Here is a 16,911-nt window from a genome sequence, read left to right as displayed (position 1 = left end):
TAGGTGGTGGGTGGGTCTGCGCCGGAGCCGCAGGCCGGGGTAGTAACCTGCCCTCGTGGCCACGACAACCGCTCCTGCGCGCGAGGTCCGCAGCGGACCCCCCAGCATCCTGCTGAAGACCGTGATGGCCGTGACCGGCCTGGTCGGCATCGGTTACCTGCTCATCCACATGTACGGCAACCTCATGATCCTCGTGGGGCCCGAGGCGTTCGACGAGTACGCCCACCACATCCGGACCTTCGGGGAGCCGATGCTGCCGGAGAAGGGCCTGCTGTGGATCATCCGGGTCGCCCTCCTGGCGGCGCTGGTGCTGCACGTGTGGGCCGCCGCGTCGCTGTGGCGACGGGCCGCGGGCGCGCGCAGCCAGCGCTACGTCATGAAGCGTCAGGGCTACGGGAACTTCTACGCCAAGGCGATGCGCTGGGGCGGGCTGGCGATCCTGGCCTTCATCATCTTCCACCTGCTGCACTTCACGACGCAGACCGTGACGATCGGGGAGGCCCACGCGTCGCCGGCGGCGCGGGTGCTGGACACCTTCGGCCACTGGTGGGGCGTGCTCATCTACCTGGTCGCGATGGTGTTCCTGGGGCTGCACCTGCTGCACGGGTTCTGGGGCGCGGCGATGACGATGGGTCTGAACACCTCGCTGAAGCGGGCCGAGCAGATCCGGTTCATCTCCATCCTCGTGACCACGCTGATCGTCGTGGGCTTCATGGTCCCGCCGTTCGCCATCCTGTTCGGGCTCGTCGACTGAGGACTGCTGACCTATGACTGACATGCTGATCGACGGCCTCTACCGCGAGGGTGAGCCGATCGCCGACACCAAGGCCCCGGCCGGTGACATCTCCCAGAAGTGGACCACCCGCCAGTTCGAGGCGGCCCTGGTCAACCCGGCCAACCGGCGCAAGCTCTCGGTGATCATCGTCGGCACCGGGCTGGCGGGCGCGGCGGCCGGTGCGACCCTGGGCGAGGCGGGCTACAACGTCAAGTCCTTCTGCTACCAGGACAGCCCGCGGCGCGCGCACTCCATCGCCGCCCAGGGCGGCATCAACGCGGCCAAGAACTACAAGGGCGACGGCGACTCGGTGCACCGGCTCTTCTACGACACCGTCAAGGGGGGCGACTACCGGTCGCGGGAGACCAACGTCTACCGCCTGGCCGAGGTCAGCGCCGACATCATCGACCAGTGCGTGGCGCAGGGGGTGCCCTTCGCCCGGGAGTACGGCGGACTGCTGGACAACCGCTCCTTCGGCGGCGTGCAGGTCTCCCGCACGTTCTACGCCCGCGGTCAGACGGGGCAGCAGCTGCTCATCGGCGCCTACCAGGCGCTGGAACGGCAGATCGCCGCCGGCACCGTGGAGATGTTCGCCCGGCACGAGATGCTGGAGCTCATCGTCGTCGACGACGGCGCGGGGCCGCGGGCCCGCGGCATCATCGCCCGCGACCTGGTCACCGGGGAGATCGAGACCCACCTGGCGGACGCGGTGGTGCTGGCCTCCGGCGGCTACGGCAACGTGTTCTTCCTCTCGACCAACGCGATGGGCTCCAACGTCACCGCCAACTGGCGGGCGCACCGCAAGGGCGCCCACTTCGCCAACCCCTGCTACACGCAGATCCACCCGACCTGCATCCCGCAGAGCGGGGAGCACCAGTCCAAGCTGACCCTGATGAGCGAGTCGTTGCGCAACGACGGTCGGATCTGGGTGCCCAGGCGGGCCGAGGACTGCGAGAAGGACCCGCGGGAGATCTCCGAGGAGGACCGCGACTACTACCTGGAGCGGATCTACCCCGGCTTCGGCAACCTGGTCCCGCGCGACATCGCCTCACGGCAGGCCAAGAACATGTGCGACGAGGGTCGCGGCGTGGGCCCCAAGGTCGACGGGGTTCGGCGCGGCGTCTACCTGGACTTCGCCGACGCGGTCGGCCGCCTGGGCGAGGACGCGGTGCGCTCCAAGTACGGCAACCTCTTCGACATGTACGAGCGCATCACCGGGGAGAACCCCTACGAGGTGCCGATGCGCATCTACCCGGCCGTGCACTACACGATGGGCGGCCTGTGGGTGGACTACGACCTGCAGTCGACCATCCCCGGGCTGTTCGTCACGGGCGAGGCCAACTTCTCCGACCACGGCGCCAACCGGCTGGGCGCATCGGCTCTCATGCAGGGGCTGGCCGACGGCTACTTCGTGCTGCCGAACACCATCCGCGACTACCTCGCCAAGGGCCCCTTCGAGGCCATCGGCGAGGACCACCCCTCCGTGGCCGAGGCGCACCAGCAGGTGGCCGACCGGGTCGAGCGGCTCCTGTCGATCGACGGCAGTCGCACGGTCGACTCCTTCCACAAGGAGCTGGGCAAGATCATGTGGGAGAAGTGCGGCATGGAACGCACCGAGGAGGGCCTGCGCGAGGCGATCGCGGACATCCGTGCGCTGCGCGAGGAGTTCTGGCGCGACGTGCGCGTCCTCGGGTCGGCCGACACGCTCAACCAGTCCCTGGAGAAGGCCGGCCGGGTGGCCGACTTCATCGAGCTGGGCGAGCTGATGTGCATCGACGCCCTCCACCGGCGCGAGTCCTGCGGCGGTCACTTCCGGGCCGAGTCGCAGACCGAGGACGGCGAGGCGCTGCGCCACGACGACGAGTACGCCTACGTGGCGGCCTGGGAGTGGGGCGGTGACGACCAGCCTCCCGTGCTGCACAAGGAGGACCTCGTCTACGAATTCATCGAGCTCAAGCAGAGGAGCTACAAGTGAGGCTCGCGCTGAAGATCTGGCGGCAGGACCGCCCGCAGGTCAAGGGCCAGATGGTCCGCTACGACATCGACGGGGTCTCGGAGGACAGCTCCTTCCTGGAGATGCTGGACCTGCTCAACGAGCAGCTGATCGCCAAGGGCGAGGAACCGGTCGCCTTCGACTCCGACTGCCGTGAAGGCATCTGCGGACAGTGCGGCGTCGTCATCAACGGCGAGGCGCACGGCCCTGAGCGGACCACCACCTGCCAGCTGCACATGCGCTCCTTCAAGGACGGCGACGAGATCGTCGTCGAGCCGTGGCGGGCCGACCCCTTCCCGGTCCTGAAGGACCTCGTCGTCGACCGTGCGGCCTTCGACCGGATCATCCAGGCCGGGGGCTTCATCTCGGCCAACACCGGCTCGGCCCCGGACGCGCACGCGACGCCGGTGCCCAAGGAGCACGCCGACCGGGCGTTCATGGCCGCCGAGTGCATCGGCTGCGGCGCGTGCGTGGCGGCCTGCCCCAACGCCTCCGGCATGCTCTTCATGGGCGCCAAGATCACGCACCTGGGCGAACTCCCCCAGGGCCAGCCCGAGCGTGAGGCCCGGGTGGCCTCGATGACCGCGCAGCACGACGCCGAGGGCTTCGGCGGCTGCACCAACCTCGGCGAGTGCACCCGGGCCTGCCCCAAGGGGATCCCGCTCAACGTGATCTCCCAGATGAACGCCGACCTGAGGCACGCCGGCTACGGCCGCTGACGCGCACCCCCACGGTGGCGGCACCGCATACGCTCCGGGTATGACGTCCGCCGCCCTGGTCCTGGCCGCCACCCCGATCGGGGACGCCCGGGACGCCAGCCCCCGCTTGCTCGAGGAGCTCGCGGGGGCCGACGTCGTCGCCGCCGAGGACACCCGTCGGCTGAGGCGGCTGACCGACCGGCTGGGGGTCACGGTCGGCGGCCAGGTGCTCAGCTACCACGAGCACAACGAGGCCTCCAGGACCCCCGAGCTCGTGGACCGGATCGCGGGCGGGGCCAGGGTCGTGATGGTCACCGACGCCGGCATGCCCTCGGTCTCGGACCCGGGGTTCCGGCTGGTGGCGGCCTGCGTCGAGGCGGCCCTGCCGGTGACCTGCGTGCCGGGGCCGTCGGCGGTGCTGATGTCGCTGGCCGTGTCGGGGCTGCCGGTGGACCGGTTCTGCTTCGAGGGGTTCCTGCCGCGCAGACCGGGGGAGCGGACCCGCGCGCTGCAGGCCCTGGTGGCCGAGCCGCGGACCATGGTCTTCTTCGAGGCGCCCCACCGGCTCGCGTCCACCCTGACCGCCATGGCCGACGTCCTCGGGGCGGACCGCCCGGGTGCCGTCTGCCGGGAGCTGACCAAGACCTACGAGGAGGTCCGTCGGGGCGGGCTGGCGGAGCTGGCCGGCTGGGCCGCCGACGGCGTCCGCGGGGAGATCACCGTGGTCGTGGCCGGGGCGGACCCGGCGGCGTCGGCCGTCGGCGTCGAGGAGGCCGTGGGGCAGGTGCTGGCGAGAGTCGCCGACGGGGAACGGCTCAAGACCGTCTGCCGGGACGTGGCGAGCCGCACCGGTCTGTCCGCGAAGATGCTCTACGACACCGCCGTCGGTCATCGGGAGTAGGTTGACCGGGGTCAGCACCCGCCGCCGGACCCCAGGAGGTCGCCATGGCCCGCCCCGTCCACTTCGAGATCCAGGCCGACGACGTCGACCGCGCGCGGGCGTTCTACGCCGAGGTCTTCGGCTGGACGTTCGAGGACTACAGCTCCTTCGTCGACGCCCCCTACTGGGGGGTGGTGACCGGGCCCGACGACGAGCCCGGCATCAACGGTGGGCTGCTGGTCCGCCCGGCACCCGCGCCCGCGCCCCAGCAGGGGACGAACGCCTTCGTCTGCACGGTGGGGATCGAGGACTACGACGCCACCGAGGCGAAGATCCTGGCGGCCGGCGGCCAGGTCGCCCTGCCGAAGTACGCCCTCCCCGGCATGGCGTGGCAGGGCTACTACCTCGACACCGAGGGCAACACGTTCGGGCTGCACCAACCCGATCCCGACGCCGCCTGACCGGTCGCGGTCGCGCTCGCCCGCCAGGGTGTGTCCGATCTCACGCTCCGCAGGGCGTGATGTGCGGCAGATCACCCGGCCAGAGCCTGTTCCCCGGCCGCTCCCAGGGGCACGGTGAGAGGTGAACGGGGACCGCATCCCGGGCATGATCTCGACGACGAGACCGCCCAGTCCCCGCTCCTGGGAATGCGTCCACGGACGCGGGAACGGAGCATGCCATGAATGCTCGAACACGACGAGGAGCATTCGTCTCGGCCCTTCTCCTGGGGGCCCTGGTCGCCCCGCAGGGGGCCCTCGCCATGACGGACGCCCCGGGGGACGGAGGCGGCGGCGGGGGCGGAGGCGGAGGAGGTACGGGGGACCTGTACTCGGACCTGCTCGTCATCCTCCGGGCGGAGGACGGCACCCCGGTACTGACGGACTACACGGTCACCGTCGAGGATGTCACGACGGTCGAGTACTGCGTCCAGCCGATCTCCTACACCGAGATCCCGGGCCTGGCACCGACCGTGAACCCGGTCGACGGGCGCACGGTCTGGCTGGTCCCGCTGGTCGGCGAGGCCATCCCTGACCCGGTCGAGGGGGAGGAGGAGGTCGGAGCCTGCGACGTGCAGGCCGGGTTCACCGACTACGCGAGCGAGGTCGAGCTGGAGAGGCTCAACCTCATCCGGACCACCGACGACGTCCTCCAGTCGAAGATCGACGTCGTCGAGGAGCGGCTGCTCGCCGCCACCGACATCACGCTGGACGGCGCCGGGCGCATCACCACCGACGGCATCCCCATCGACGCCTCCCCGGAGCACGCGGCGATGTACACGACGATCCTGGAGACGGGGACCTTGCCCGGGCTCGAGGTCCACGACGAGGTGACGGCCGGCCCGCCGGCCTACATCGCGCCGCTGGACGCCTGGATGCTGGCCGGCGCCTCGACCGGGTCCGCCGCAGGCAAGTACGTGCCGCTGTCCATCGACGCGGTGCTGTACTACAACCGGATCATCCCCTTCCCGCCCGAGCCGGGCTGGGTGGCCCCCGAGGGCTGGAACGTCGAGTTCAACCGGTCCGCGGACCCGGACCCGACCGACGGCGTCGCGGTGCCCGACGAGCAGTTCATCGACTACTCCAGCTTCCGCTACACCCGGTCCGAGTACTTCACGGGCAGCGCCACCTGGCTGCACGTCCCGTCGTTGACGTGGCACGTGGACCGGATCCTCGACGTGGTCGACTACACCAACCTCACGGCGCTGCCGGACGAGGCGGTCGACGACACCGAGCTGACCGGTGTGCTGGGCTACGCGCAGTGGGTCGACGACGTGCGCAGCACGATCGTCTACTACCACGAGAACGAGGTCATCGAGGGCTTCTACTTCGACGTCATCGGTGCGGACACCACGGCCGACCAGGAGCTGGCGCTCCTCGAGCCGTCCGCGGTGACCCAGGTCGGCGGCGTGGACCGCGTCGACACCGCGGTCCTGCTCTCGCAGGAGCGGTTCGCGGACGACCAGGCCGGCGCCGTCGTGCTGGCACGGTCGGACGACTTCGGGGACGCCCTGGCGGCCGTCCCCCTCACCAAGAGGGTGAACGCCCCGATGCTGCTCACGAAGGTCCTGCTCGACCCTCGCGTCGGTGACGAGATCGACCGCGTGCTGCCGGTCGGCGGCACCGTCCTCATCATCGGTGGCGAGCTGTCGATCGCCCCGTCGGTGCAGGCCACCCTGGAGTCCAGAGGCTACGTCGTGGAGCGGATCGCGGGTGCGAACCGCTACGAGACTGCCGTCGCCGTGGCCGGGAAGATCGGAGCCCCGCACACCGTCCTGGTGGCCTCGGGCCTGAACTTCCCGGACGCGCTGGCCAGCGGCCCCGCCGCCGCGTGGGCCGGCCCGGGCGTCATCTCCGACGACGTCCTCGTCTCCCTCTGGGACGCGCTCGCACGCTGAGCCTGTCCTGACCGGTGCCCCCGCCCCTGGGCGGGGGCACCGGCACGTCCGGCCCGGCGCGTCCGGCCCGACACGCCGAGCGCCGGCCCGGAGCTCCGCCTCACCGGCCCGGCCCCCCCCAGCCCCCGCCTCACCAGCCCCAGGTGCCCGGGTCCCCCTTGAACGGTCCGACCACCGACGAGGTGATCCAGCCGCCGTAGAAGCCTCCCGGCTGGGGAAGCACCACCTCCCCGTCCACCAGACACCGGTCCACGAGGCCGGGGTAGAGCGCGACGTGGTCGCGCAGCGGCTCGAAACCGGGCGAGGGGTCCGGGTAGGTCCAGGCGGCACGCCCGGCGGTCCGGTCGCCCGCCACCAGGTCGAGGTATGCCGCGTCCCCCTTCCACTCGCAGAAGGAGCTGCCGGCCGCCGGCTGGAGGACGCCGGGGGCGAAGGCGGTGCGGGGCAGGTAGTAGGTCGGCGGGTGGCTGGTCTCCAGGACCCGCAGGGCCCGCGTCGTCCGGGCGATCGTCCGCCCGCCCAGCTCCACCTCGACGAGCGAGCTGCTGGGGTCGACCCGTGGAGGTCGGGGGTAGTCCCACACCGACTCCTGACCGGGCCCGGGTCGTTCTGGTCGGGGGGTCCTGCGCTGCATACCGTCTCCTTCGTCCGCGTCCACCCACCCAACGGTCGGCCGCGGCGGGCCGTTCCCCGTCCGCCCGACCAGGAGTAGCGTCGGGCCGGACCCGGAGCACGACGAGGAGGACCCATGAGCACCCACCCCAGCCTGCAGGACATCGTGATCACCACCCTCGAGCCCGTGCCGACGGCGGCCGTCCGCGCGACGGTGCCGATGGAGGCGCTGCGCAGCTTCTTCGACGACTCCTTCGGCCTGCTCTTCGCCACGCTGCGCGAGCAGCAGGTGGAGCCCACGGGCGCGCCCTACGCCCGCTACCGCGGCGAGCCCACCGACACGGTCGACGTCGAGGTCGGCGTCCCGACCTCGGGGCCGGTCACGGCGGCCGGGGAGGTGCGACCCTCGGAGCTGCCCGGGGGCGAGGTCGTGACCGCCACCCACGTCGGCGCCTACGACGGACTGGGCGGGTCCTACGCCGAGCTGGCCCGGTGGATCGGCGAGCGGGGCCGGACCCCCTCGTCCTCGATGTGGGAGGTCTACCTCACCGAGCCCGGGCCGGGCGTGGACCCCGCCACCCTGCGGACCCAGATCTGCTGGCCGCTGCAGGACGGGGGTCAGTAGCCGGCGTCGGCCATGAGCTGGTCGGTCCGCCGTCGTCGTCCTGAGGCCCGGCGCCACAGCGTCCACAGCCCCCACAGCAGCAGGAGCAGCAGGAAGACCACGAGCACGGGCAGGAAGACCGCCACGAGGGACAGGGTGATGGCCGCCCCGTCCTCGGCCGCGGACACCACCGGGGTGCCCAACCCTCCCGTCCCGACGTTGACGGCCGGGCGGGTGACGGCCTTGCCGGTGTGCACGATCCCGGCGGTGACGATGCCGAGCAGCACCCCCACCCAGGGGTTGTCGGCCATGAAATTCGAGCCCTGCTCGAAGTCCTCGGCAGCCGTGGTCGCGGCGAAGATCAACCCACCGGTGGCCGGACGCACGAACGTGCCCACCGCGTCGTTGATGTGGTCGACGACGGCGATCTTGTCCAGCACGACCTCGGAGAGCAGGAGCGCGCCGGCGATGCCGATCGCCCACCACGACTCGATCCAGACGTACTGGTGGGGCAGGTTGATGACCTCGGTGAACCGGGCCACGAGCGCGACGATCAGGAACGGGATGTAGGCGTTCAGCCCGGCCGCTGCGGACAGGCCGGCGCCGGTGAGGGCGGCGAGCACGTGGTGGCCTCCTTGCTGGGGCGGGCCCCGGGCGGGGCCACGCTCGCCCCATACAACCACGGGGTATGTCGTTCCTCTTCCCGCCGCGGCCGGGCCACCGGCCGCCGCCGTCCGGGACGCCGGCACAACCTTCCGACCCCGTGCGCCGTTGAGGACGGGTGCAGGGGACGATCGTCCCTACCGACACGGGAGCAGGTGAGCAGGTGCGCCGCACCGACGAGGAGGCGTTCGTCGAGTTCGCGACCGGGGCCAAGCCCTGGTTGCTGACCTCGGCATGGATGCTGACCGCCGACCCGCACGCGGCCGAGGACCTCGTCCAGGAGACGCTGGTGCGCCTCTACGTGCGCTGGCCCCGTCTGCGCTCCGGCCAGCCCGCGGCCTACGCGAGGAGGGTGCTGGCCAACCTGCACACGGACCGGTGGCGCAGCGCGCGCCGGGAGGTGCTCACCGGCGACCTGCCGGAGGGTGGCGGACGCGGTGCCGATCCGCAGACGGTCGACCTGCTGCGCGCCCTTCAGCAGCTGGCTCCACGGGAGCGGGAGTGCGTCGTGCTGCGGCACTACCTCGACCTGTCCGAGAGGCAGACCGCCGAGGCGCTCGGCGTCAGCGTCGGGGCCGTCAAGGGTTACACGAGCAGGGGGCTGGCCGCACTGCGGCCGCTGATGCAGGACCAGGAGGACCGCCATGTCCGACCGTGAGCTGACCACGCTGCTCGACCGGGCCGCCGCGCACACGCCGCCGATGGACGTGCCGATGAAGGCCGTCCTGGCCACCGGGAGCCGCCGCGTCCGGCGCCGCCGGGCGGCTGCAGGAACCCTGGGTGTCGGGAGTCTGGCCCTCGTCGGCGCGCTCTGGCTCGCCGGCCCCGGAGGAGGGGTGCTGACCGGGACGACCGAGATCGTCCCGGCGGGCCACGTCTGGGAGCAGGGTGAGCCGGTCGACGGGGTGCTGTTCACCGGTGTGACGGTCTACGACGAGGACCGGGTCGAGCACGACTACCGGGCCGAGCTCGCGCGGCCCGTTCCGGACGGACCGGTGGTCCTCGAGCTCTCCGACCTGGGACGGCAGGTCGAGTCGGTGCCGGCACAGACAGTGAGGCCGGGCCTGGAGGTGTTCGCCGGGGAGCGGATGACCGTGGCCGTGTGGCGCGAGCCCGAGGGCGTGCTCACCTCGGTCCCGCTGGTCGGACCGCACGACCCGGGCGGGCCGTCGGGGGTGCAGTACGCCGAGCTGGACGGTGAGACGTTCGCCTGGGCCTCCTGGCTCTCGGACCTGCAGCCCCTCCCGGAGGAGGTCCTGGACGTCTACCTCGTCGGGAAGGAGGAGGTCGTGGCGCTCTCCGGCGCACCGGTCGGCGCGGAGGTGCTTCGCGCCGGTGGCGAGCGGGCGGTCGCCTTCGTCGACGAGTCCCGGGGGGTGTGGGGCTACGCCCTGGACGACGACCGGCCCGGGAGCCAGGTGGTCGGGCTGGACCAGCTCGGCGGGGCGCCTGCGGTGACCGGTTCGTCCGGCCTGGCCGACGAGGAGGGGCAGCGCCTGCTCGCCGTGCTTCCCGAGGGCGCGCAGGAGGTCACGGTCACGAGGGCGGGCGCCACCGGTCCGCAGGACGCGACCGTGGACGCCGGGACGGTCGCCCTGGCCGGTCGCCCCGTCGTCCTGGCCGTCACCGGTCCGCCCGGGGAGGCTGAGGACGCGAGCGGGGTGCAGGTGACCTTCACCCTCGGCGGGGTCAGGACCGATCTCGACCTGCACGCGCAGGACCTCTTCGCGCTCGACGGCGCGGCCGGGACGATGTCGGTGGACCCGGACCCGGCCGACCCGGGGACGCTGGTGCTCACGTCGCAGGAGGACGGGGAGGAGGTCGGGCGCGTGGCGGCCGAGCAGCTGGGCCGGGGTCTGGCGACGACGTCGGTCGACGGCTCGGTCGTCGTGCTCGCCACCGGCTGGGAGCCCGGCGCGACCGTGCTGTCCGACGCGCGCGTCCAGGTCTCCGGCGAGGACGGGCCGGAGTGGGTCGAGCCCCGGGACGTGGCCCAGCTGGTGCTCGGCGACGGCACCCTGGTCACCGCGCTCGTCGTCGACGGCACCGACACCGAGGTGGTCGTGGCGGTCGGGCGTCAGGTGGGCGACCGGGTCGAGGCGTGGGAGCCTCCCGCCCTGGTGGAGTTCGGCTCGAGCTGAGGCGGACTCCACCCTGCCGGGGCGGTGACCCTCAGGCGAGGTCGGCCTCGGTCATCGTGGACGGGTCGAAGTCCCGGCGCTCCACCAAAACCATCCAGTTGCCGGAGTTGTCCCGCATGAGGGCCTCGACCCCGTAGGGGCGCTCGGTGGGCTCCTGGAGGAACTCCACGCCCTTGGCGACCAGCTCGGCGTGGGTCCGGCGGCAGTCGTCGACGGTCAGGCCCACTCCCGGCAGCCCACCCTCGGCCTGGGCCCGGCGCATCGCCTCGACCAGCTCGGGGGAGAGCGGCTCGCCGGGGGTGGTCAGGTGCAGGTGGAGCTCGGGCTGCTGCGGGTGCACGACGGTCAGCCAGCGGAAGTCGGGGCCCAGCTGCACGTCGTCGCCCTTCTCGAACCCGAGGACGTCGGTGTAGAAGGCGAGAGAGTCGTCCAGGTCGGTGACCCAGACGCTGACGAGGGAGACGTTGGTGATCATGGGCACGACGCTAGCCGGGGCCGGGTGCTCCCGGCTTCTCCCCGGTTGCGGTGTTCCCGCCGGTCCCGGACGGGCGGCGGCGCTCGGCCAGCCCCCGCATGAACACGTAGCAGCCGGGGATGCGCGGAGCCCCGAGCGCGGCATACCTGCGCTGGAACTGGCTCGGGCTCTCCCCCGTGATGTCCCGGAAGCGGGAGCTGAACGAGCCGAGGCTGCTGAAGCCGACCGCGTGGCACACCTCCGTGACCGTGAGGTTGGCGCCGCGCAGCAGGTCCTGGGCCCGCTCGACCCGACGCTCGGAGAGGTTGACCCCGGGGGTGCGGCCGTAGGTGCGGCTGAAGAGCCGCAGGAAGTGGAACTTGCTCAGCCCGGCGACCCCGGCCAGCGTCTCCAGGTCGAGCGGCTCGTGGAAGTGCCGGTCGACGTGGTCGCGGGCCCGGCGCAGGTGGACGAGCACGTCCTCGGGGACCCGCCCGGTGCGTCGGCGGGGCGGAGGGGACGGAGGCTCCTCGTACGTCACGATGCGGGCAGTGTCCCCCACCTTTCGTCGGCCCCGCACGTTGTCCAGGTGAGAGGGTCCACGCGAGGAGGCGGTATGCGGTCTACGCACGAGGAGGAGTTCGCGGCCTTCTTCGACGACGCCTCGCCCCGTCTGCTCGCCGCCGCCTGGCTCCTCACCGGTCAGCAGCACGCCGCCGAGGACCTGGCGCAGGAGGCGCTCTCTCGGACCTACGCCCGCTGGTCGAGGGTGCGGGGCGGCAACCCCCTCGCCTTCGCCCGTCGGGTGATGGCCAACCTGCACACCGACCGCTGGCGCAGGCAGCGGCGGGAGGTGCTCACCGACGACGCGCCGGACACGGGGCACGTCTCCGATCCCCGGACCGTCGACCTCGTCCGGGCGCTGCGGACCCTCAGTCCGCGCGAACGCGAGTGCGTCGTGCTGCGGCACTACCTCGACCTGTCCGAGCGCCAGACCGCCGAGACGCTCGGCATCGGAGTGGGCACCGTCAAGAGCTACACGATGCACGGGCTGCGCGGCCTGCGCGCCCAGCTGCTGGAGGGAGAGCAGACCCATGTCTGACAGCCACACCTCGGACCGTGACGTGCTGGCGCTGCTCGACCGGGCCGCCGTCCACTCCCCGCCGCTGCACCTGGCCCGCACGGACGTCGTGCGTCGCGGTGAGCAGATCGTGCGCCGCCGCCGCGCGGGCGGGGCGGGTCTGACGATCGGCACCCTCGCCCTGGCGGGGGCCCTCTGGCTCGGCACGGGTGGGGCCGGTGGCGGTCTGTCGGGAACCCGGGAGGTCACGCCGGCGGGCGTGGCGTGGGAGGTGGAGGAGGCGTCGCCGGTCGTCCTTCCGGAGGGTCTGCAGGGCGTCGGGAACGTGCAGCCGCTGACGTTGGGCCGGACCGCGGACTCGTCCTCCGCCACGTTCGTCGCGGACGGCGTCGAGGAGACGGTGGAGGGCCGGAGCCTGGCGGGCGGCGTCGAGGTGTATGCCGGCACCGGGGCGACCGTGGTGGTGTGGGCCCGGCCGCCTGGTGTCTCGGGCGAGCTCGTCCTCCCGGACCCCCAGGACGCAGGTGGGTCGGCGGTGGTGACGGTCGCAGGTGAGGAGCTCGTCTACTGGACGACCGACAGGCCCGGCTACGCGCCGGCACATCTCGTCCTCCACGACGACGACGACATGTGGACGGCCGGCGGAGCCGTCGCCGACACGGCCGAGCTGGCCGACGACGGCGTGGTTCTGACGGCGGTGTCCCTCGAGGAGGCCGGGCTCGCCGGCTACCTGGACCGTGGCTCGTTCTCCGAGGTGGACACGCTCACCGTCGCCGGCCTGGACAGGCCCTGGTGGCGGGGCGGGGGTGACGTCGTCGCCTCGGTGGCGCGCCTGCCCCGCGAGGCGGTCTTCGCCCGGGAGGTGCTGCGGCAGGAGGTCGGTGCCGACCCGGTCCGGGTGTCCCCACCGCGGGCGACCGCGCTCGTCGGTCCCTGGTCCATGGTCCTGTTCGCCGACGACCGGGCGGATGGAGACGCCTCTGAGGACGACCTGTCGTACGACATCGAGTGGTCGACGGACGGTGAGACGTGGCACCCCCGGCCGTCGGCACCGACCGTTCCCACCGCCCCGGCGGAGGCGTCGGCCGGGACCGACGGTGCGGTCCCGCCCGGAGGCGAGGTGACGCTCCTCGGCGAGACCTACCGGGTGGCCACCGACCAGCACGGCTGGCCACGCCTGGTCGACGTCGAGGGGCAGGACCTGCTCACGGTGTCCGACGAGTCCGGCCCGTCCGACGGGGGAGCAGTTCTGTGGAGGGAGCACTGGTGGCCCTGGTCGGCCCGCAACCAGGTGCACTTCGCCGTCGGTCCGCAGCCGCCGGCCGTCCCGGGCGACGGTGCCGGTCCGGTCGTGCGCATCTCCGGACCGGCGGGCATGGTGAGCGTGGTGGCCGTACCCGCGGGTTCCTGACCCCCCGCCAGGGCCCCCGCCTGATCGCGCTCCGGTCTCCGAGCATCTGGTCGGGTGCCCCCACCTAGACTGGGACACCATGACCCACGTCCTCACCGCGGTCGCCTGGCCGTATGCCAACGGCCCGCGTCACATCGGCCACGTCGCCGGCTTCGGCGTCCCCTCCGACGTCTTCAGCCGCTACCTGCGGATGGCGGGCCACGACGTGCTCATGGTGAGCGGCTCGGACGAGCACGGCACCCCCATCCTCGTGCAGGCGGACAAGGCGGGGATGAGCCCGCAGGAGTTCATCGACGTCAACCACCGGGCCATCGCCGAGGACCTCGTGGCGCTGGGGGTCTCCTACGACCTGTACACCCGCACGACCACCGCCAACCACCACCAGGTCGTGCAGGACATGTTCCTGGCCTGCCACGCCAACGGCTACATGGTCGAGCAGACCCAGCAGGTCGCCATCAGCCCCTCGACCGGCCGGACGCTCCCGGACCGCTACATCGAGGGCACCTGCCCGATCTGCGGGTACACCGAGGCGCGCGGCGACCAGTGCGACAGCTGCGGCAACCAGCTCGACCCGGCGGACCTGCTCGACCCCCGCAGCAAGATCAACGGGGAGACGCCGGAGTTCACCGAGACCCAGCACTTCTTCCTCGACCTGCCCGCCCTGGCCGAGGCGCTCGGGGAGTGGCTCGACGGACGCGAGGACAGCGGGCTGTGGCGCCCCAACGTCATCAAGTTCTCCCAGAACATCCTCGAGGAGATCCGCCCCCGGGCGATGACCCGGGACATCGACTGGGGCATCACCGTGCCGCTCGAGGGGTGGTCGGAGGACCCGACCAAGAAGCTCTACGTCTGGTTCGACGCCGTCATCGGCTACCTGTCGGCCTCGGTGGAGTGGGCGCGGCGGCTCGGTGACGGCCACGAGGCCCGCTGGCGCGAGTGGTGGAACGACACCGACTCCCTGTCCTACTACTTCATGGGCAAGGACAACATCACCTTCCACTCCCAGATCTGGCCGGCCGAGATGCTGGCGCACAACGGGCGGGGGAGCCGCGGTGGGCAGGTCGGGCCCTTCGGCGAGCTCAACCTGCCCACCGAGGTGGTCTCCAGCGAGTTCCTCACGATGGAGGGCAAGCAGTTCTCCACCTCGCGCAACGTCGTCATCTACGTGCGGGACGTGCTCGAGCGCTACCAGCCCGACGCGCTGCGCTACTTCCTCTCCGCCGCCGCGCCGGAGACGTCCGACTCCGACTTCTCCTGGCCGGAGTTCGTCAAGCGCACCAACAACGAGCTCGTCGCCGGCTGGGGGAACCTGGTGAACCGGACCGCCTCGATGATCGCCAAGAACTTCGGCGAGATCCCGGCCGCGGGTGCGCTGGAGGAGGTCGACCGGGCCCTGCTCGACCAGGTCGCCGCCGGGTTCGGCACCGTCGGACGGCTCATCGGCACGCACAAGCAGAAGGCCGGTCTGGCCGAGGCGATGCGCCTCGTCGGGGAGGCGAACGCCTACGTCTCCGCCACCGAGCCGTTCAAGCTCAAGGGTGAGGACCAGCGTGAACGTCTGGCGACCGTGCTGCACGTGCTCGCCCAGGCCGTCGTCGACCTCAACACGATGCTCTCCCCCTACCTGCCGCACAGCTCGACCGCGGTCCACCGGGCGCTCGGGGGGGAGGGCGTCTTCCAGCCCATGCCCGTGGTCCAGGACGTGCCGGACCTCGACGACCCCGACCGTCCGGCCTACCCGGTCATCACCGGGGAGTACTCCGCCGCTCCCCGTTGGGAGCACCGTCCCCTGCCCGTGGGTGCCCCCGTGGCCAGGCCGACGCCGATCTTCACCAAGCTGGACCCCTCGGTCGTCGACGAGGAGCGGGCGCGGCTCGGGCTCGTTGACGAGGCGGGGGTATGACGGACGGCCGGGCCGCTGAGCGTCCGCCGGCTCCGGACCGGCTCCCGATCGCGGTCGTCGACAACCACTGCCACCTCGACATCCAGCGGGACGACGCCCCCTTCGTCGCCCTGCAGGACGTCCTCGACGAGGCGGCGGCGGTCGGGGTCGACCGGCTCGTGCAGATCGGCTGCGACATCGGGTCGGCGCGGTGGACCCACGGCATCGTCGACGAGCACCGGGCCCTGCTCGGCGGCATCGCCATCCACCCCAACGAGGCTCCGAAGCACGAGCGGGCCGGCGACCTGGATGCCGTGATCGACGAGATCGCCACTCTCGCAGCACATCCGCGGATCCGGGTGATCGGAGAGACCGGTCTGGACTACTACCGCACCGGACCCGAAGGCGTGGCCGCGCAGCAGGAGTCCTTCCGTCGGCACATCGCGCTGGCCAAGGAGCTCGACCTCGTCCTGCAGATCCACGACCGCGACGCCCACGAGGACGTCCTGCGGATCCTGGCCGAGGAGGGCGCCCCCGAGCGCACGGTGATGCACTGCTACTCCGGCGACATGGAGATGGCCCGGGAGTGCGTCCGGCGCGGCTACTACCTCTCCTTCGCCGGGACGGTGACCTTCCGCAGCGCCAAGGACCTGCGCAACGCGGTCGCCGTCACCCCGGTGGAGCACCTGCTCGTGGAGACCGACGCGCCCTACCTCACCCCGACCCCCCACCGGGGCCGGGCGAACGCGCCATACCTGCTGCCGCTGACCGTGCGCGCCATGGCGGAGACGCTGAGCACGAGCGTCCCCCAGCTGTGCGACGCCCTGTCCGCCACGAGCGAGACGGTCTACGGGCCCTGGTGAGGCGCACCGACGCGACCCCCGCGCCCCTGCCCGACGGGCTGGTGCTGTGCACCGCCACGCCCGCCGACCTGTCCCAGGTCGGCGAGCTGCTGACCGACCGCGGCGAGCCGGCGGACGCCGTCGACCACCGGCTGGTGGTGCAGGATCCGGCGGCGGGCTGGGAGACCTGCGCCGTCGTCGTCGACGACGACCGGGTCGTCTCCACCGCGACCCTGCTCAACGAGGAGCTGCAGCTGGCGGTGCCGGGATCGGACGTGACCGTCCGGCTCCCGGCGGGGCAGGTCGAGCTGGTCGCCACCGTCCCCGACCACGAGGGGCGGGGGCTGGTGCGGGCCCTCATGGGGTGGGCGCACGAGCTCTCGGCGGCCCGCGGGCACGTGCTCCAGGTGATGATCGGGATCCCCTACTTCTACCGGACGTTCGGCTACTCCTACGCCGTCGACATCCCCGGCCACCGCC

17 protein-coding genes and 1 pseudogene are annotated in these 16,911 nt (G+C 72.1%); 14 read left to right on the top strand and 4 right to left on the bottom strand.

The window, feature by feature from the left end; all coding sequences use genetic code 11:
* The first annotated feature begins 55 nt into the window (after positions 1 to 55).
* The 6 genes from ACWHYA_RS02215 to ACWHYA_RS02190 all read left to right on the top strand — a co-directional run bounded on the left by ACWHYA_RS02215 (position 56) and on the right by ACWHYA_RS02190 (position 6,741).
* Positions 56 to 754 (top strand): succinate dehydrogenase cytochrome b subunit, encoded by a 699-nt coding sequence (locus tag ACWHYA_RS02215; protein ID WP_425939305.1) that lies wholly within the window; start codon positions 56 to 58, stop codon positions 752 to 754.
* 13 nt (positions 755 to 767) lie between these two features.
* Entirely contained in the window at positions 768 to 2,750 is a 1,983-nt protein-coding gene (locus ACWHYA_RS02210) for a fumarate reductase/succinate dehydrogenase flavoprotein subunit (RefSeq protein ID WP_425939307.1), read from the top strand.
* A complete protein-coding gene (locus ACWHYA_RS02205) occupies positions 2,747 to 3,487 on the top strand; it encodes a succinate dehydrogenase/fumarate reductase iron-sulfur subunit (protein ID WP_425939309.1) in 741 nt (246 codons plus the stop codon). Before ACWHYA_RS02210 ends, ACWHYA_RS02205 begins: the two co-directional genes overlap by 4 nt.
* 40 nt (positions 3,488 to 3,527) lie before the next feature.
* Entirely contained in the window at positions 3,528 to 4,367 is an 840-nt protein-coding gene (rsmI, locus tag ACWHYA_RS02200; protein WP_425939311.1) for a 16S rRNA (cytidine(1402)-2'-O)-methyltransferase, read from the top strand.
* A gap of 44 nt (positions 4,368 to 4,411) precedes the next feature.
* Positions 4,412 to 4,807 (top strand): VOC family protein, encoded by a 396-nt coding sequence (locus ACWHYA_RS02195; protein ID WP_425939312.1) that lies wholly within the window; start codon positions 4,412 to 4,414, stop codon positions 4,805 to 4,807.
* A 218-nt stretch (positions 4,808 to 5,025) separates the two neighbouring features.
* Entirely contained in the window at positions 5,026 to 6,741 is a 1,716-nt protein-coding gene (locus ACWHYA_RS02190) for a cell wall-binding repeat-containing protein (RefSeq protein WP_425939314.1), read from the top strand.
* A gap of 130 nt (positions 6,742 to 6,871) precedes the next feature.
* Here ACWHYA_RS02190 and ACWHYA_RS02185 read toward each other — a convergent pair whose 3' ends face one another.
* Entirely contained in the window at positions 6,872 to 7,375 is a 504-nt protein-coding gene (locus ACWHYA_RS02185) for a DUF427 domain-containing protein (protein ID WP_425939316.1), read from the bottom strand.
* Positions 7,376 to 7,489: 114 nt separating this feature from the next.
* Here ACWHYA_RS02185 and ACWHYA_RS02180 point away from each other — a divergent pair, with 114 nt between their 5' ends.
* The gene (locus tag ACWHYA_RS02180) at positions 7,490 to 7,978 is read left to right on the top strand and encodes a GyrI-like domain-containing protein (RefSeq protein WP_425939318.1); all 489 of its coding nucleotides are present in this window, start codon (positions 7,490 to 7,492) and stop codon (positions 7,976 to 7,978) included.
* Here the strand turns inward: ACWHYA_RS02180 and ACWHYA_RS02175 are convergent.
* A complete protein-coding gene (locus ACWHYA_RS02175) occupies positions 7,972 to 8,580 on the bottom strand; it encodes a DUF4126 domain-containing protein (RefSeq protein WP_425939320.1) in 609 nt (202 codons plus the stop codon). The genes ACWHYA_RS02180 and ACWHYA_RS02175 overlap by 7 nt on opposite strands.
* Positions 8,581 to 8,783: 203 nt before the next feature.
* Between ACWHYA_RS02175 and ACWHYA_RS02170 the strand changes: the two genes are divergently transcribed.
* Positions 8,784 to 9,278, top strand: a complete 495-nt coding sequence (locus tag ACWHYA_RS02170; RefSeq protein ID WP_425939322.1) for a SigE family RNA polymerase sigma factor — start codon at positions 8,784 to 8,786, stop codon at positions 9,276 to 9,278.
* Complete coding sequence (locus ACWHYA_RS02165) at positions 9,265 to 10,761, top strand: hypothetical protein (RefSeq protein ID WP_425939324.1); 1,497 nt, start codon at positions 9,265 to 9,267, stop codon at positions 10,759 to 10,761. Before ACWHYA_RS02170 ends, ACWHYA_RS02165 begins: the two co-directional genes overlap by 14 nt.
* A 31-nt stretch (positions 10,762 to 10,792) precedes the next feature.
* Here the strand turns inward: ACWHYA_RS02165 and ACWHYA_RS02160 are convergent, their stop codons facing one another.
* Positions 10,793 to 11,236 carry a VOC family protein gene (locus ACWHYA_RS02160; RefSeq protein ID WP_425939325.1) on the bottom strand — a complete coding sequence of 148 codons (444 nt, stop codon included), beginning with the start codon at positions 11,234 to 11,236 and terminating at the stop codon, positions 10,793 to 10,795.
* Positions 11,237 to 11,246: 10 nt separating this feature from the next.
* On the bottom strand, positions 11,247 to 11,756 hold the full coding sequence (locus tag ACWHYA_RS02155) for a helix-turn-helix domain-containing protein (RefSeq protein ID WP_425939327.1): 510 nt from the start codon (positions 11,754 to 11,756) through the stop codon (positions 11,247 to 11,249).
* A gap of 75 nt (positions 11,757 to 11,831) precedes the next feature.
* Here ACWHYA_RS02155 and ACWHYA_RS02150 point away from each other — a divergent pair, with 75 nt between their 5' ends.
* The 5 genes and pseudogenes from ACWHYA_RS02150 to ACWHYA_RS02130 all read left to right on the top strand — a co-directional run.
* Complete coding sequence (locus ACWHYA_RS02150; protein WP_425939329.1) at positions 11,832 to 12,317, top strand: SigE family RNA polymerase sigma factor; 486 nt, start codon at positions 11,832 to 11,834, stop codon at positions 12,315 to 12,317.
* On the top strand, positions 12,310 to 13,707 hold the full coding sequence (locus ACWHYA_RS02145; RefSeq protein WP_425939331.1) for a hypothetical protein: 1,398 nt from the start codon (positions 12,310 to 12,312) through the stop codon (positions 13,705 to 13,707). The genes ACWHYA_RS02150 and ACWHYA_RS02145 overlap by 8 nt, the downstream gene beginning before the upstream one ends.
* A gap of 79 nt (positions 13,708 to 13,786) precedes the next feature.
* Positions 13,787 to 15,610 carry a methionine--tRNA ligase gene (gene metG, locus ACWHYA_RS02140; RefSeq protein ID WP_425939333.1) on the top strand — a complete coding sequence of 608 codons (1,824 nt, stop codon included), beginning with the start codon at positions 13,787 to 13,789 and terminating at the stop codon, positions 15,608 to 15,610.
* Positions 15,607 to 16,452, top strand: coding sequence for a TatD family hydrolase (locus ACWHYA_RS02135; RefSeq protein WP_425939334.1), 846 nt, complete (start codon positions 15,607 to 15,609; stop codon positions 16,450 to 16,452). The genes metG and ACWHYA_RS02135 overlap by 4 nt, the downstream gene beginning before the upstream one ends.
* Positions 16,404 to 16,829: pseudogene (locus tag ACWHYA_RS02130) on the top strand (GNAT family N-acetyltransferase); the annotation flags it as partial. The gene ACWHYA_RS02135 and the pseudogene ACWHYA_RS02130, both read left to right, overlap by 49 nt.
* Positions 16,830 to 16,911 lie beyond the last annotated feature (82 nt).

It is taken from the genome of Ornithinimicrobium carbonis (assembly GCF_977012275.1).
The sequence above is the reverse complement of the archived record's forward strand: the minus strand, read 5'-3'. Positions and strand labels throughout refer to the sequence as shown.